Source organism: Paractinoplanes tereljensis (assembly GCF_016862435.1).
Taxonomy (GTDB): domain Bacteria; phylum Actinomycetota; class Actinomycetes; order Mycobacteriales; family Micromonosporaceae; genus Actinoplanes; species Actinoplanes tereljensis.
The window spans coordinates 1-15,808 of record NZ_BOMY01000002.1 but is presented as its reverse complement, the minus strand read 5'-3'; the positions used below and the strand labels follow the sequence as shown (position 1 = coordinate 15,808).

Genomic DNA, 15,808 nt, shown 5'->3' with positions numbered 1-15,808 from the left:
ATGCCCCGCATGTGGTGGGTCGTGGGGGTGGTCGCGTTCGTCGTGCTTCTCTCCGCCTACCTCGGCTGGACGGCCCACCGGGTCGAGCGGGTGCACGTGCGGGCACAGTCGGCCGAGCGGGCCCTCGACGCCCACCTGGTGCGCCGGGCCGCGGCCGCCGCGGTCGTCGCCGAGCAGCACGACAACGTCGAGCTGTACGCGGCTGCCCGGCTGGCGCTGGACGCCGCTCCTGACGAACGGGAACAGGCCGAGAACGACCTGACCCGCCAGCTTCGCGCGGCGACGCCACACGGTCTGGACCAGGCGGAACGCCAGCTCATCGCGACGAGCCGGCGGGCGGTGCTGGCCCGGCAGGTGCACACCGACCACGTGCGCGACGCGCTGACCGCCCGGCATCGGCCGCTGGTGCGAGCCCTGGGCATGGCCCGGCGCTACCCCCGCCCGCAGTACTTCGACATCGAGGACCCGACCCTGCCGGAGCGCGTGGCCGAGGTGCCGTTGCCGGCTACCCCGACCTCGCCTCTCGAAACGGTCTAGTCACCAGCCGCGCTCGGCGAGCCGGTGCGGCTGCGGGATCTCGTCGACGTTGATGCCGACCATCGCCTCGCCCAGGCCGCGCGACACCTTGGCCAGCACGTCCGGGTCGTCGTGGAAGGTGGTGGCCTTGACGATCGCGGCGGCCCGCTGGGCCGGGTTGCCGGACTTGAAGATGCCGGAACCGACGAACACGCCCTCGGCGCCCAGCTGCATCATCATGGCCGCGTCGGCCGGGGTCGCGATGCCACCCGCGGTGAACAGCACGACCGGCAGCTTGCCCGCCTCGGCGACCTCCTTGACCAGGTCGTACGGCGCCTGAAGCTCCTTGGCCGCGACGAACAGCTCGTCCTCCGGCAGGGTCTGCAGCCGGCGGATCTCCTGCCGGATCTTGCGCATGTGGGTGGTCGCGTTGGACACGTCGCCGGTGCCCGCCTCGCCCTTCGAGCGGATCATCGCGGCGCCCTCGGTGATCCGGCGCAGCGCCTCGCCCAGGTTGGTGGCCCCGCACACGAACGGCACGGTGAACTGCCACTTGTCGATGTGGTTGGCGTAGTCGGCCGGGGTCAGCACCTCGGACTCGTCGACGTAGTCGACACCGAGCGACTGCAGGATCTGAGCCTCGACGAAGTGCCCGATCCGGGCCTTGGCCATCACCGGGATCGACACCGCCTCGATGATGCTGTCGATCATGTCGGGGTCGGACATCCGGGACACGCCACCCTGGGCGCGAATGTCGGCCGGCACCCGCTCCAGCGCCATGACCGCGACGGCCCCGGCGTCTTCGGCGATCTTCGCCTGATCAGACGTGACCACATCCATGATCACGCCACCCTTGAGCATCTCCGCCATCCCGCGCTTCACGCGCGCGGTCCCGACGGCGGGCTGGTTATCGCTAGACATGGGGTGGCTCCTCAGACGGGGTTGGTTAATACGGATCGTACGCACGAGACCCCCCGCCTCCGATGGCCAATCAACCCCTTGGTGGCCTGCTCGACCTCCTTTACTTCGGCTTCAAATCAAGATCAAGATGTCGTGCCTGAGTGGGTGGTGCAGACCGTCGCTCCCGCCGGGACCCGGCCGGGCCGAGCAGGGCGCGGGCGCGCCCAAAACACTCGACCCAACCGGGCGACCTGCGTAAGTGGTTGCGCAAACCCCGCTTGCGTTGTGTTGGGGTTGGGTGACCACTCACGCAGAATGAAGGGCCAGGGCCAGCTCTGCTGGGCCCCGGCCCGGCCTCGGCGGGAGCATCGGTCTGTACCACCCACCCAGGTGCGACATCGGGATCTTGAATTTGATCTTGGTGGTCGCCTGCCTAAGCTGGATCGGTGAATATCGGAGTGCTGGCCCTGCAGGGCGACGTTCGGGAGCACCTGGCCGCCCTCGCCGAGAGTGACGTGTTGGCGCGGCCGATTCGGCGGCCGGAAGAGCTGGTCGACGTCGAGGCATTGGTCATTCCCGGCGGGGAGTCGACGGCGATCAGCAACCTGGCGGTGTCGTTCGGGCTGCTCGATCCGATCCGGAAGCGGATTGCTGACGGGATGCCGGTCTATGGGTCGTGCGCGGGCATGATTTTGCTGGCTGCCAACGTGCTCGACGGGCGGCCGGACCAGGAGTCCTTCCAGGGCATCGAGATGACCGTGCGGCGCAATGCGTTCGGGCGGCAGATCAACTCGTTCGAGGCAGCGGTGGCCATCGACGACATTTCGGGCGGGGATTTTCACGCTGTCTTCATCCGCGCGCCATGGGTCGAAGAAGTCGGCGACGAAGTGCGCGTGTTGGGCCGCGTCAAGGATGGGCCGGCCGCCGGTAGGATTGTCGCCGTTCGGCAGGGCAACCTGCTCGCCACGGCTTTCCACCCGGAGCTCACCGGCGACCTACGCGTCCACCGGTACTTCGTCGAGATGGTCCGCCAGGCCGCCTGACACCACGGAGGTTTTGCATGTCCGGCCACTCCAAGTGGGCGACGACCAAGCACAAGAAGGCCGTCATCGACGCCAAGCGCGGCAAGATGTTCGCGAAGCTCATCAAGAACATCGAGGTGGCAGCCCGCACGGGTGGTGGCGATCCGTCCGGTAACCCCACGCTCTACGACGCCATTCAGAAGGCGAAGAAGAGCTCCGTCCCCAACGACAACATCAACAACGCGGTCAAGCGCGGCTCCGGCCTGGAAGCGGGCGGCGCCGACTGGCAGACGATCATGTATGAGGGGTATGGCCCGAACGGCGTGGCCATCCTGATCGAGTGCCTCACCGACAACCGCAACCGCGCCGCCACCGAGGTCCGCACCGCCCTGACCCGCAACGGCGGCACCTTCGCCGACGCCGGCAGCGTGTCCTACCTGTTCAACCGCAAGGGCGTCGTGCTGGTCCCGAAGGAGGGGAACAGCGAGGACGACCTGATGCTGGCGGTCCTCGACGCCGGCGCCGAGGAGATCAACGACCTCGGTGACTCGTTCGAGGTGGTCAGCGAGCCCACCGACCTGGTGCCGGTGCGCACGGCGCTGCAGGACGCCGGCATCGACTACGACTCGGCCGAGTCCTCGCTGGTCCCGACGATGACGGTGCCGGTCGACGAGGAAGCGGCCCGCAAGGTCTTCAAGCTGATCGACGCCCTCGAGGACTGCGACGACGTGCAGAACATCTTCGCGAACTTCGACGTCTCCGACGAGGTCATGGCCGCCATCGACGCGTGACACGCCGAGCGTGCGACCAGGTGTCCCATGACATCTGGTCGCACGACCATTAAGGTCTTATGACATCTGGGCCTTGAGCTACTAGGCATTACGCAAGTACGGTGAGGGGGTACTGGCCGTCATGACTGGTCTCAATCTGCCGCCGATCGAGGGCCTCGACGTCGATGATCTCGCCTCCCTGCCCAAGGAATACCGCTACGAACTGCACGACGGAAGTCTCGTCGTCATGACGCCGTCCACCTACTGGCACAAGGTGATGGCGCGGCGCCTCATGTTCTTGCTGGCCGAGGCCGGCCTCGAGGTGCTCCAGGACACCGGCATCCGCGGCGACCGGCCACGCGACAGCCGCCTCCCCGATCTCGGGGTCATCGACAGCCTCCCACCCGACGTGGCCGACTACTCGAACCTGCCGGGCGCGGCCTTCCGGATGGTCATCGAAATCGTCTCGGAGAGCTCCCCGAACGGGGAGTATGCGGAGAAGGCCCGCTGGTACGCCGAGCGAGGCATCCCGGAGTACTGGATAGCCGACCGCACCCCCGAGCGCTCCCACGACGACGCCCTCGTGCACCTGCACCGCTTGACCTTGACCGGCGGCGAACCGACTTACGCCCGAGACCGAACCGTCCGCCTGTCGGAGCTGGAAGCGGAGTACCGCGAAAAGCGCGCCTAGTTGACTAGTGACACCTGGTCTCGCGACCAGTAAAGTGCACGTCGTGACAGGCTTCAATTTGCCGCCGGTCGGAGACCTTGACGTCGAAGATCTCCCCGCTCTGCCCAAGGGCTACCACTACGAGCTGCGCGAGGGAAATCTCGTCATCCTGGCGCCAGTGACCTTCTGGCATAAGTCGATTTCGCGTCGTGTGATGCTGATGCTCTTCGGGGCCGGCCTCGACGCCTTCCAAGATCTTGGTGTGGTGGGGGATCGGCCGCGCGACTGCCGCTTCGCCGACATCGGCGTGGTGGTGGACCGGCCTCGACTGGATTCGCGCCCGAACCTGCCAGGCTCGGCCTACCTTCTCGTCGTGGAGGTCGTGTCGCCGAACTCACCGAACGGCGAGTACACCCACAAGCTGGACTGGTATGCCCAGCGCGGCATCCCGGAATACTGGGTCGTCGACCGGGCGCCCGACGGCGCCGACGACGATGCGCTGGTCCTGATCCACCGCCTGGGGTCATTCGCCGGCGAGTCCGTCTACGGGCGCGAGCGCACCCTCCTCCTGTCCGACCTGGAGGCGGAATATCGCAAAAAGGGAGCCTGAGGCGTTGCTCCACGACTAGTACGATGACGGGACCGGCCCGGAGGCCGGTCCTGTCTGTTTTGGTGGCGGGTTTCTGGCAGACGTTGACTAGTAACATCTGGTCTGGTGACCAGTATCGTTTGGGGGCGGGCTGACGATGATCGATCGACAGGAGCCGGAAATGACAGACCTCGCAACCAAACCCGAAGCAGATGTTGAGATAGATGCCGAGCTGCTGGCGGAGGCGGAGCGACAGGGCTCTCATCGCACTCCGAACAGGGCTCTCAACGCGGCCCTCCGGGTCTACGTCGAGATCGCCCGGGCCAAGCGCCAGGCGGCCGGCGAAGCGCTCAAGAAGATGGCCGACAGCGGTGAGTTGGACTTCTCGGCCTTCGACGAGGTGAGCGAATGAAGTACCTCGTCGACACCAGTGCTCTGACCCGTCTCATCCGAAAGCAGGTCGATGCCAGCTGGGAGGACCTTGTCAACCGCGGCCTGGTCGCCGTGTGTGAGCCGGCCGTGGCGGAGACTCTGAAGATTGCCGATGCGAAGGGATACGACGAGACCGAAGACCTCATTCGCGAGCGATGCCTGACCTTTACGGTTCCCGATGGCGTCTGGAGCATTGTCGCGGAGATCCGGCGGGAGCTTGCCGCCAGCGGCGCGCACGGAGGTCCGTCGGTCGCGGATCTGGTGATCGCGGCGACCGCGATCCGGCTCAGGTTGATCGTCCTGCACGAGGACGGCGACTTCGAGACCATGGGTCGTTTCGTACCGGAATTGCGACAGCAACGCGTCAGTGCCAGACCGAATTGATCCAGCTCTGACGGCAGTCAATGTGTGAGCCGACTCGGGAGAGGCGCCCGGGCCGGCTTCTCAGTAACTGGCGGAGAGCCAGGACATGTACTGGATCAGGCCGCCTACCAGCAGGACGCTGCCTACGGCCAGGCGGCCTATGCGGTGCCACTCGGATCTGCGGCTTGCCTTTACCCACGCTATGCCCGCGTCGGCCATGGAAGCCGCGCCGCTCCTCGCCGTACTCGGCAGGACTGTTGCCTTGCGCAACGCCAGGCTTGAGCGAATCGCCTCGGCCGGCGCGAAGCTCAGGGTTTGCGTGCGCAGCACGCGGATGTCCACCTCGTAGATCTGCTCGTCGCGCCACTGCTTGGTGCGCTGGGTCAGGCGCTTCTCCAGGTACGCCGTGGCGGTGTCCTTGCCGGTCAGCCGGCCCCACCAGTGGAGCCGGCGCCAATGGCCGGCCACGTCGGTGAGCACGTCCAGGTAGAGGTGCGCGGCCTCGAAGTCGCCGCCGACCAGGCGGTTGGTCTCGGCGCGCAGGGATGCCAGGTGACCGGTGACGAAAACGACGTACTCCGGTGGCGGATCGTCGTCCATCGGCGGAACGAGGTACATAGCTACCTCCCACGCTCATCGTCGGAGCGTGTCGGTGCCGGGCGCAAGAGCGGGGCGTATTAGGGTGTCGAACACACGTACGTGAGGCAGGGGAGGTCCGTGGTGCGCGTGCTCGGCGTCGACCCGGGTCTCACCCGGTGCGGAGTGGGTGTCGTCGAGGGTCTGCCGGGCCGGCCGTGCAAGCTGATCGGCTACTACGTGGTCTACACCGATCCGGACGACGATATCGCCCTGCGCCTGCTGCGGCTGGACACCGAGTTGGCCGCTCTGGTGGCCGAGCACAAGCCCGAGAGCGTGGCCGTCGAGCGGGTGTTCTCCCAGCACAACGTGCGTACGGTGATGGGCACCGCGCAGGCCAGCGGGGTCGCCGTGCTGGCCGGCGCGCGGGCCGGATTACCGGTGCAGACCTATACGCCGAGCGAGGTCAAGGCGGCCGTGACCGGCTCCGGCACGGCCGGCAAGGCGCAGGTGACCAGCATGGTCACCCGGCTGCTGGGGCTGGACGCGCCGCCCCGGCCGGCCGATGCCGCCGACGCGCTCGCCCTCGCCATCTGCCACATCTGGCGTGGCGGCACGCGGGCCCGGATGGAGGCCGCCGTGCTGGCGGCGAAAAGGAGAGCACGACGATGATCGCGAGTGTGCGTGGCGTGGTGGCCGCGATCCTTCCGGACAGTGCGGTCGTCGAGGTCGGCGGCGTGGGCATGCAGGTGATGTGCGCGCCGGGCACCCTGGCCGGCCTGAAGGCCGGCGTCGAGTGCCGGCTGGCTACCAGCCTGATCGTCCGGGAGGACTCCCTCACCCTGTACGGATTCGCCGACGACGACGAGAAGAGTCTGTTCGAGCTGCTCCAGACGGCGAGCGGGGTCGGTCCGCGGCTGGCCCAGGCGGCCTTGGCCGTGCACGCACCCGACGTGATCCGCCGCGCCATCGCCGGTGCTGACCTGGCCACCCTGACCCGGGTGCCGGGGATCGGCAAGAAGGGCGCCGAGAAGATGGTGGTCGAGCTGCGCGACCGGATCGGTCCGATGCCGCTCGGCGACGGCACCCCGGCCGGCATGCTGCGCGGCGACTGGCAGGAGCAGGTCCGCCAGGGCGTGCTCGCGCTCGGCTGGACGGTCGCGCAGGCCGACCAGGCGGTGGCCGCGGTCGCCGAGTCGATCACCGGTGACGTCCCGCCGGTGCCGGTGCTGCTGCGTCAGGCGATCCGCCTGCTGGGCAAGACCCGATGAGTGAGTTGGTTTCGCCGGACGCGGATGATGACGACCTCGACGCCGAGGCGAGTGTTCGCCCGCGCCGGCTGGCCGACTTCATCGCTCAGCACCGAGTGCGCGACCAACTGGACCTGCTGCTGAAGGGCGCGATGGGCCGGGGCACGCCGCCCGATCACATCCTGCTGTCCGGCCCGCCCGGCCTGGGAAAGACGACCCTGGCCAACATCGTGGCGGCCGAGCTGGGCACCAGCATCCGCACCACGAGCGGCCCGGTGATCGAGCGGTCCGGTGACCTGGCCGCGATCCTGACCAGCCTCGGGCCGGGCGACGTGCTGTTCATCGACGAGATCCACCGGATCGCGAAACCGGCCGAGGAGCTGCTCTACTCCGCGATGGAGGACTTCCGGGTCGACGTCATCGTGGGCAAGGGGCCGGGCGCCACCGCGATCCCGATCGACCTCGAGCCGTTCACTCTCGTGGGTGCCACGACACGCGCGGGACTGCTGTCCGGCCCGATGCGAGACCGGTTCGGGTTCGTCGCGCACCTCGACTTCTACTCACCGGCCGATCTGGACTCGCTGCTGCACCGCTCGGCGCGGATCCTGGGGGTGCCGATCACGGCGGAGGGTGCGACGGAGATCGCCGGCCGCTCGCGCGGCACGCCGCGCATCGCGAACCGCCTGCTGCGCCGGGTGCGGGATTATGCCGAGGTGCGGGCCGACGGGGTGGTCACCGAGGAAACTGCCCGCGAGGCCCTCAAGGTGTACGACGTGGACGCGCTCGGCCTCGACCGGCTGGACCGGGCCGTGCTGCGGGCGCTGATCGAGTCGTTCCGGGGTGGCCCGGTCGGTTTGTCCACCCTCGCGGTCGCGGTCGGTGAGCAGTCCGATACCGTCGAAGAGGTGTGTGAGCCGTTCCTTGTCCGGGCCGGCCTGCTGGCGCGCACCCCGCGCGGGCGAGTCGCGACCGAGTCGGGATGGCTTCACCTGGGCAAAACGCCGCCGTCGGGGGTTGTTCAGGGTGATCTGTTCGCCCGGGACGCGTGAAATCCCCTCGTAATGTGAACGTGATGTGTGCCGCATTCGGACTTCCCAGGTTGACCGATTAGACTCGCCGCGGTTCAACCGGGATGTGTATATCGCCCCGACGCGCCCATGTCGCGCATCGAGGGCCTACGGAAGGCTTTCTAGTGGTTCAGGCAGCAGCCGAGGGTGGCGCAGGCGGAAGCGGCTTCACGACGATCCTTTTCCTCCTTCTGCTCTTCGGCGTCGTCTATTTCCTGATGATCCGCCCGCAGCAGAAGCGTCGTCGCGAGGCCACCCAGATGCAGAACACCCTGGGTCCGGGCGACGAGATCGTCACGATCGGCGGTCTGCACGGGACAGTGGTGACCATCGATAGCGATGTGGCTACCCTGGAGGTCGCTCCCGGTGTCGTGGTGACGTTCGCCCGCCCGGCCATCGCTCGCGTGCTTCCTAAGGCCGAGCCCGTCGTTGAGACGGAAGAAGAGGCCGAGGTCGAAGACGAGCCGGTCATCGAGGAGCCGCCGGTGGTCGACGACACGACCGCCGACAAGAGCAAGAAAGACTGAACAAAGCTTTCGGACCGGCCCGCGGCGCACCCAGCCGTCGGGCCGGTTCGTCCGGCCGCAGAACGGCCACTGCAATTTGATCGGCGCCGCCGGGGAGCGGCCGACACGTACAGGGAGACCGAACGCCGTGGCACGACCACCTCAGGGACAGATGCATCCCGGACGCCAACTTGGCGTGCTCGGCCTGGTCTTCGTCGTCCTGTATCTGCTCGTATTCTTCGGTGGCGGGGCGTCGGGCAGCTTCGCCGACCGCCTGCACCCGAAACTGGGTCTCGACCTGGTCGGTGGCACGATGGCCACCTACGTGGCGTCCGTGCAGGGCGGCCAGGTGCCGACCAAGGACAGCATGGAGCAGGCCCGGAGCATCATCGAGAACCGCGTCAACGCGCTCGGTGTCTCCGAGGCCGAGGTCGTCATCCAGGGCGACCGCAACATCGTCGTCTCGCTGGCCGGCAAGTCCGACGACCAGCTGAAGGACCTCGCGTCCGCCGCGCAGATGCGTTTCCGTCTGCTCATCGGCGTGACCGGTGACGTCGCCCAGTCGGCGCTGAACCCGGCGACCGCGACGCCGTCCGCGTCCACCTCGGCCGCGCCGTCCACCAGCACCTCGGCCAAGCCGTCGAGCAGCGCGAGCGCCCCCGCGGTGAACGCCTCGCCGTCGACCGGTGGCCAGGGTGGTGGCGAGGTCGTGAAGGCGCCGAGCCCGAGCACGACCCCCAGCGCGTCGGCGACCCCGTCGGCCACCGCGACCCCGGCGGCCGACAGCACCGCCGCCGTGCCCGGCCAGGAAGAGGTCACGCCGGCCGAGGTGCAGAAGAAGGTCGGCGCGGCCGCATGGGCCGCCGCCCAGAAGCTGACCGCGCCGGTGGACCTGTCCACCGACGCCAAGGCCGGCCTGGCCTACTCGGCCTTCGGCAAGCTCAGCGGCGCCGAGGTCAACGCGCTCACCCCGGACATGCAGTTCAACATCCCGACGATCAGCTGCACGCAGCTCGACGACCGGCCCAACGGTGCGATCGACAACGTCGACACCAAGGTCGCGGCCTGCTACAACGGCGCCAAGATCATGCTGGACAAGGCTCCGGTGGTCGGTGACGACATCTCCAAGGCCTCCGCGCAGCTCGACTCGCAGAACGGCCAGTGGGTCGTCTCCCTCGACTTCAAGAGCGAGGGCCAGACCAAGTGGGCCAACCTGACCCGGCAGGCGTTCCAGGCCACCTCGGCCGACCCCTGCTACGTCGCCGCCCAGACGCTCTACTCGAGCATCGAGCACTGCGCGGTCGCGGTGGTCCTCGACAAGAACGTCATCTCGGCGCCGCAGATCCAGGGCGTGCTGACCAGCACCTCGCAGATCACCGGCTCGTTCACCGCGGTCACCGCCAAGCAGCTGGCCGACCAGCTCAACTTCGGCGCGATCCCGGTCACCTTCACCGCCGGCCCGGCCCAGACCGTGTCCGCCACGCTGGGCATCCAGCAGCTGAAGGCCGGCCTGCTGGCCGCCGCGATCGGCATGGCGCTGGTGGCGGTGTACGCGTTCTTCTACTACCGGCTGCTCGGCTCGGTCATCTTCCTGAGTCTGATCCTGTCCGGTCTGCTGACCTTCGGCGCACTGGTCTTCTTGGGCCGCACTGTCGGCTTCACCCTGACCCTGGCCGGTATAGCCGGCTTCATCGTGTCCCTGGGTGTCGCGGCCGACTCGTTCGTCATCTACTTCGAACGTCTTAAAGACGAGATCCATGAGGGCCGAAGTCCGCGCTCCGCGGTGCCACGAGCATGGGCCCGTGCCCGCCGCACGATCATCTCGGCGAACACGATCACGATCATGGCCGCCGTGGTGCTCTACATCGTCTCGATCGGCGCGGTCCAGGGCTTCGCGTTCGCGCTGGGTCTGTCCACCGTGCTCGACCTTCTCGTGGTGTTCCTCTTCCGGCACCCGATCATGACGATGTTCGCGAACACCAAGGCGTTCCTGTCGCCGCGGGTGAGCGGTCTCGGCCGCGTCCTGCGTCGCGCCCAGACCGAAGCCAAGGAGGCCTGAGATGGCCCGTAACGGTCTCGCCGATCGCCTGTACCAGGGCGAGGCGAACATCAACATCATCGGCCGCCGCAAGACCTGGTTCATCGTCGCGGCCGTGCTCGTACTGATCTCGATCGGCAGCTTCGTCTTCAAGAGCTTCGAGTTGGGCATCGAGTTCGCCGGTGGCACGTCGTTCAGCGTCCCGGCCAAGACCTCCGCCGGTCAGGAGCTCACCCAGGACGAGGTCTCGAGCGCCGTCGACCGCGCGATCAAGACAGTTGACCCGGCGGCCGAGATCGGCGCCGTGCAGCAGGTCCGCAGCACCGGCGGCGGCGACGCGTACTTCACGGTTCGGGCCCCCGACCTGACCGCGGCGCAGGCCGAGAAGGCCAAGGCCACCCTGGTCGCTGACCTCGGCGTCAAGGCCGAGGACGTCAGCGACGACCGGGTGTCGGCGGCCTGGGGCGGGCAGGTGACCCGGCAGGCCGTCATCGGTCTGCTGGTCTTCCTGGTGCTGGTGATGGCCTACCTGGTCGTCCGGTTCGAGTGGCGGATGGCGGTGGCGGCGCTCTCCTCGCTGCTGCTCGACCTGGTCCTCACCGCCGGCGTCTACTCGCTTGTCGGTTTCGAGGTCACCCCGTCCACGGTGATCGGCTTCCTGACGATCCTCGGTTACTCGCTGTACGACGTGGTGGTGGTGTTCGACAAGGTCCAGGAGAACACCCGCGGCATCACGGCGAGCAGCGTCCGGACGTACTCGGAAGCGACAAACCTCGCGGTCAACCAGACCCTGATGCGTTCGCTCAACACCGGTCTGGTGGCGCTGCTGCCGGTCGGTGGCCTGCTCTTCATCGGCGCCGGCCTGCTCGGCGCGGGCACGCTGAAGGACCTCGGCCTGGTGCTCTTCGTCGGCATGGGCTTCGGCGTCATCTCGTCGATCATGTTCGCGGCCCCGGTGCTCAGCGCGCTGAAGGACCAGGAGCCGAAGATCAAGGCACACACCGCCCGGGTCCTGGCCCGGCGGTCGGCGGTTCGCTCCGGCGACGTGGCCCCGCGGGCCGAGCGCCAGCGGCAGCCGAACTCGACCGAGTCGGACGAGGCTCCGGCGCTGGCCGCGACGGCTCCGCGCCCGGGTGCCCGGCCGACCGCGAAGCGCAACACCAACCGGTCCGGCCGTCCCGGCGGTGCCGGGCCGCGGCCGAGCGGCGGCACCAAGCGCCGCTGACCCGCTTGACCTGAAGGCCCGTCGTCCCGCTGGGACGGCGGGCCTTTAAGCTTTCGCCCGTGACTGACTCTCCCGAGCTCGCGGCCGTCGTCCTGAGCGGCACGATCGACGTCCACGACTTCCCGAAGCCGGGCATCGTCTTCAAGGACCTGATGCCGCTGTTCGCCGACGGGGCCGCGTTCAAGCGGGTGGTGGACGGCATCGTCGAGCACTACGGGCCGGACTCCTTCGACCTGGTGGCCGGGGTGGAGGCGCGCGGGTTCCTGGTGGCGGCCGCGGTCGGCTACGCGACCGGCGCCGGCGTGGTGCCGATCCGCAAGGCCGGGAAGCTGCCGCGCAAGGCTCTCTCGGCCACGTACGAGCTCGAGTACGGCGAGGCCACCCTCGAGGTGCACGAGGACGCGTTCATCGCCGGACAGCGCGTTCTGGTGGTCGACGACGTGCTCGCCACCGGTGGCACGGCCGGCGCCGCGCTGGAACTCGTCGAACGGGCCGGGGGCACGGTCGCGGGCTTCACGGTGCTGATGGAGCTGGCGTTCCTGAAGGGCCGGGAGCGTCTCAGCCCGCGGACCGTCCACGCACTTTTGACTGTTTGATCCGCGTTCGTCCGGCCGATACCCGCTCTTTCGGAGGTTCGGCCGGGCCAACCGGGAAGTCCGTGCGGGTAGGATGGCGTTCCTAACCAGGTGACCAACAGCAGGGGCGCTGGGATGAGCGAGCTTCGCCGGCCTACGGCGACCGGCGAGGTTTCTGTCGATGGTGTGAGGAGTCCGGTGTCCAGCGACGTCGCCCCTCCGGCGGAGGGCACGGTGCAGCCGTCCGATAACCCAGCGGGTGCGGCGGAAGCCGTAACGCCCGACGTGACTTCTCCTCGCCCGGCCGTCCCCGCGCCGGATCCCGAGGCCACCCAGCCGATGCCGCCCGGCGACGAGCCGGCCACCGGGTTCGGCCTGTCCGGAGCGCCGACCGGGCGCCGGGTCCGGGCCCGCCTGGCGCGGTTCAACGCGCCGTGGCAGAGCACCCAGGTCAGCGAGGTTCTCGAGCCGCTGATCGCCACCCACCGGGCCAGCCACCCCAAGGCCGACGGCCGTCAGCTGCAGCGTGCCTTCGACGTGGCCGCCCGCTGGCACTCGGGGCAGTACCGGAAGTCCGGCGACCCCTACATCACCCACCCGCTCGCCGTGGCGACGATCCTGGCCAACCTCGGCATGGACACGACCACCCTGGTGGCGGCGCTGCTGCACGACACGATCGAGGACACCGACTACTCGCTCGAGACGATGAAGACCGACTTCGGCCCCGAGGTGGCGCTGCTCGTCGACGGCGTCACCAAGCTCGACCGGGTCAAGCTGGGCGACGCGGCCAAGGCCGAGACGATCCGCAAGATGGTCGTGGCGATGGCGAAAGACCCTCGGGTCCTGGTCATCAAGCTGGCCGACCGGCTGCACAACATGCGCACCCTGACCTTCCTGCCCCGCCCCAAGCAGGAGCAGAAGGCCAAGGAGACGCTGGAGATCCTGGCCCCGCTGGCTCACCGCCTCGGTATGAACACGATCAAGTGGGAGCTGGAGGATCTCGCCTTCGGCACGCTGTTCCCGAAGCGGTTCGAGGAGATCAACCGACTGATCGGCGAGCACCAGCCGCAGCGTGAGGCGCTGCTGCGCCAGGTGACCAACCGGGTCGGCCTCGACCTGAAGTCCGCGAAGATCAAGGCCGAGGTCACCGGCCGCCCGAAGCACCTCTACTCGATCTACCAAAAGATGATCGTGCGGGGCCGCGACTTCAACGACATCTACGACCTGGTCGGCGTGCGCATCCTGGTCGACACGGTCCGCGACTGCTACGCCGCGCTGGGCGTCATCCACGCGAACTGGCAGCCGGTGCCGGGCCGGTTCAAGGACTACATCGCGATGCCGAAGTTCAACATGTACCAGTCGTTGCACACGACGGTCATCGGCCCGACCGGCAAGCCGGTCGAAATGCAGATCAGAACCTTCGCCATGCACCGTACGGCGGAGTTCGGCATCGCCGCGCACTGGAAGTACAAGGAGCAGAAGGGCACGACGATCGTCGGCCCGCCGGCGCACATCGACGAGATGACCTGGCTGCGGCAGCTGCTCGACTGGCAGCGGGAGGCCAGCGACCCGTCCGAGTTCCTCGACGCGCTGCGCTTCGACCTGTCCAGCCAGGAGGTGTACGTCTTCACCCCCAAGGGCGACGTCATCCCCCTGCCGACGGGTTCCACCCCGGTCGACTTCGCCTACGCGGTGCACACCCAGGTCGGGCACAAGTGCATCGGCGCGCGCGTCAACGGCAAGCTGGTGCCGCTCGAGTCGACGCTCTCCAACGGCGACGTCATCGAGATCTTCACGTCGAAATCGGCCACGGCCGGCCCGACGCAGGACTGGCTCGGCTTCGTCAAGAGCCCCCGCGCCCGCACCAAGATCCGGCAGTTCTTCAACAAGGAACGCCGCGAGGAAGCGATCGAGATCGGCAAGGAGGCGATCGTCAAGGCGATGCGCAAGCAGGGCCTGCCCCTGCAGCGCATGCTGACAAGCGAAAACCTAACCACGATCGCCCGAGACCTCCACTTGGCCGACGTGGCCTCGCTCTACGCCGCAGTAGGCGAGAGCACCGTCTCAGCCCAGTCGGTCGTCCAAAAGCTGGTGGCCGGCTTCGGCGGCGAAGAGGGCGCCGTAGAGGACATAGCCGAGACCGCAGTAGCAACCCGCCCCCCACGCAACCGCAGCACGGCCCAGGACCCAGGAGTGGTCGTAAAGGGCGTAAGCGATGTCTGGGTAAAGCTGGCCCGCTGCTGCACTCCGGTGCCAGGCGACGCGGTGTTCGGCTTCGTGACGCGTTCCGGCGGCGTAAGCGTCCACCGAGAAGACTGCGCCAACGCCGAGGACCTGCGCGACCAGTCGGAGCGCGTGGTCGAAGTGAGCTGGAAGCCGACGAGCGCTTCGACGTTCCTGGTGGCGATCCAGGTGGAAGCCCTAGACCGCCACAAGCTACTGGCCGACGTAACGCGAGTCCTCTCCGAGGAGCGGGTGAACATCCTGTCGGCGACGGTGACCACGACTCGAGACCGCGTAGCGGTAAGCCGTTTCACCTTCGAGATGGCCGACCCGAAGCATCTAGGTCACCTGGTCGCGGCCGTCCGCAAGGTCGACGGCGTGTTCGACGCTTACCGCGTTACTTCTGGGGCCTGAACCGCGGCTCTCTTACGCTGGGACGGTTTTGGGCCGGGGATAACCATGCTGGGCGGTGAAGCATTTATGCCCTGCATGGTCATCCCCGGCCCAAAACCTTGCACGGAAACCCCTGACGGCCGGGGAATGGCTCACCCGCAGCCAGGTGCATAGAAGGCTGGGCGGTCCCCTTCAGCAAGGTGGTCTGGCTGCCGCGCGGTGGCTAAGCCAGGCGCGCAAGTCGAGCAGGCCGGCCTGAGTGGTGGGTTCCGCGAGCGAAACCGTGCCGCCCACTCTCAAGTCAAAACCAACCCCCGTTGTGGTTACGGTGGTAAAGGTGGTGACCCCCTAAAAGATCTTGCAACGCCCGTGATTTCGAACAGTTAAGTGCGAAAACCGCTCCGTCACCGCCCCACCCCAGCAACTGCTCCACAGTCATAACTCGTAAGATTTTTAAAGCTTTTGCCAAGCCCCCCACCGCAACCACAACGGGGTTGGGTTTTGACTTAAGGGTGGGCGGCACGGTCTCGCTCGCGGACCCCACCACCAAGGCCGGCCTGCTCTAGTTGCGCGCCTGGCTCTTCCACCGCGCGGCAGCCAGACCACCATGCCGGAGGGGACCGCCCAGCTCCTTACGCACCTGGCTGCGGGCGACCAAGTTCCTGCCCGTCACGGATCACCCTGCAAGGTTTT

Annotated in this window: 17 protein-coding genes; 15 read left to right on the top strand and 2 right to left on the bottom strand. The window is 67.8% G+C overall.

Annotated elements, in window-relative coordinates; translation table 11 throughout:
- A complete protein-coding gene (locus Ate02nite_RS01320) occupies positions 1-537 on the top strand; it encodes a hypothetical protein (protein WP_203797711.1) in 537 nt (178 codons plus the stop codon).
- Here the strand turns inward: Ate02nite_RS01320 and pdxS are convergent, their stop codons facing one another.
- Positions 538-1,437 (bottom strand): pyridoxal 5'-phosphate synthase lyase subunit PdxS, encoded by a 900-nt coding sequence (gene pdxS / locus Ate02nite_RS01315; RefSeq protein WP_203797709.1) that lies wholly within the window; start codon positions 1,435-1,437, stop codon positions 538-540.
- 425 nt (positions 1,438-1,862) lie between these two features.
- On the opposite strand from pdxS, the gene pdxT reads away from it, so the two are divergent.
- From pdxT to Ate02nite_RS01285, 6 genes are all read left to right on the top strand, one after another.
- Entirely contained in the window at positions 1,863-2,459 is a 597-nt protein-coding gene (gene pdxT, locus Ate02nite_RS01310; RefSeq protein ID WP_203797707.1) for a pyridoxal 5'-phosphate synthase glutaminase subunit PdxT, read from the top strand.
- Positions 2,460-2,476: 17 nt separating this feature from the next.
- Positions 2,477-3,229 (top strand): YebC/PmpR family DNA-binding transcriptional regulator, encoded by a 753-nt coding sequence (locus Ate02nite_RS01305; protein ID WP_203797704.1) that lies wholly within the window; start codon positions 2,477-2,479, stop codon positions 3,227-3,229.
- A 121-nt stretch (positions 3,230-3,350) separates the two neighbouring features.
- The gene (locus tag Ate02nite_RS01300; protein ID WP_203797702.1) at positions 3,351-3,899 is read left to right on the top strand and encodes a Uma2 family endonuclease; all 549 of its coding nucleotides are present in this window, start codon (positions 3,351-3,353) and stop codon (positions 3,897-3,899) included.
- Between the two features lie 43 nt (positions 3,900-3,942).
- Positions 3,943-4,488 carry a Uma2 family endonuclease gene (locus Ate02nite_RS01295; RefSeq protein WP_239147049.1) on the top strand — a complete coding sequence of 182 codons (546 nt, stop codon included), beginning with the start codon at positions 3,943-3,945 and terminating at the stop codon, positions 4,486-4,488.
- Between the two features lie 160 nt (positions 4,489-4,648).
- On the top strand, positions 4,649-4,879 hold the full coding sequence (locus Ate02nite_RS01290) for a type II toxin-antitoxin system VapB family antitoxin (RefSeq protein ID WP_203797698.1): 231 nt from the start codon (positions 4,649-4,651) through the stop codon (positions 4,877-4,879).
- Entirely contained in the window at positions 4,876-5,283 is a 408-nt protein-coding gene (locus tag Ate02nite_RS01285) for a PIN domain-containing protein (RefSeq protein ID WP_203797696.1), read from the top strand. Before Ate02nite_RS01290 ends, Ate02nite_RS01285 begins: the two co-directional genes overlap by 4 nt.
- 60 nt (positions 5,284-5,343) lie before the next feature.
- On the opposite strand, the gene Ate02nite_RS01280 is transcribed toward Ate02nite_RS01285, so the two are convergent.
- A complete protein-coding gene (locus tag Ate02nite_RS01280) occupies positions 5,344-5,880 on the bottom strand; it encodes a hypothetical protein (protein ID WP_203797687.1) in 537 nt (178 codons plus the stop codon).
- 102 nt (positions 5,881-5,982) lie between these two features.
- On the opposite strand from Ate02nite_RS01280, the gene ruvC reads away from it, so the two are divergent.
- The 8 genes from ruvC (at position 5,983) to Ate02nite_RS01240 (ending at position 15,136) form a co-directional block, all read left to right on the top strand.
- Positions 5,983-6,510, top strand: coding sequence for a crossover junction endodeoxyribonuclease RuvC (gene ruvC, locus Ate02nite_RS01275; RefSeq protein ID WP_203798883.1), 528 nt, complete (start codon positions 5,983-5,985; stop codon positions 6,508-6,510).
- A complete protein-coding gene (ruvA, locus tag Ate02nite_RS01270) occupies positions 6,507-7,109 on the top strand; it encodes a Holliday junction branch migration protein RuvA (RefSeq protein ID WP_203797685.1) in 603 nt (200 codons plus the stop codon). The genes ruvC and ruvA overlap by 4 nt, the downstream gene beginning before the upstream one ends.
- Positions 7,106-8,137, top strand: a complete 1,032-nt coding sequence (ruvB, locus tag Ate02nite_RS01265; RefSeq protein WP_203797683.1) for a Holliday junction branch migration DNA helicase RuvB — start codon at positions 7,106-7,108, stop codon at positions 8,135-8,137. Before ruvA ends, ruvB begins: the two co-directional genes overlap by 4 nt.
- 143 nt (positions 8,138-8,280) lie before the next feature.
- Entirely contained in the window at positions 8,281-8,682 is a 402-nt protein-coding gene (gene yajC, locus Ate02nite_RS01260; RefSeq protein WP_239147048.1) for a preprotein translocase subunit YajC, read from the top strand.
- 151 nt (positions 8,683-8,833) lie between these two features.
- Complete coding sequence (gene secD / locus Ate02nite_RS01255) at positions 8,834-10,720, top strand: protein translocase subunit SecD (RefSeq protein ID WP_203798881.1); 1,887 nt, start codon at positions 8,834-8,836, stop codon at positions 10,718-10,720.
- Between the two features lies 1 nt (position 10,721).
- Positions 10,722-11,924 (top strand): protein translocase subunit SecF, encoded by a 1,203-nt coding sequence (gene secF, locus Ate02nite_RS01250; RefSeq protein WP_203797680.1) that lies wholly within the window; start codon positions 10,722-10,724, stop codon positions 11,922-11,924.
- A 59-nt stretch (positions 11,925-11,983) separates the two neighbouring features.
- The gene (locus Ate02nite_RS01245) at positions 11,984-12,520 is read left to right on the top strand and encodes an adenine phosphoribosyltransferase (RefSeq protein WP_203797678.1); all 537 of its coding nucleotides are present in this window, start codon (positions 11,984-11,986) and stop codon (positions 12,518-12,520) included.
- Positions 12,521-12,697: 177 nt separating this feature from the next.
- Positions 12,698-15,136: a RelA/SpoT family protein gene (locus tag Ate02nite_RS01240; RefSeq protein ID WP_203797676.1), complete on the top strand. Its 2,439-nt coding sequence runs from the start codon at positions 12,698-12,700 to the stop codon at positions 15,134-15,136.
- The last annotated feature ends 672 nt before the right edge of the window (positions 15,137-15,808 follow it).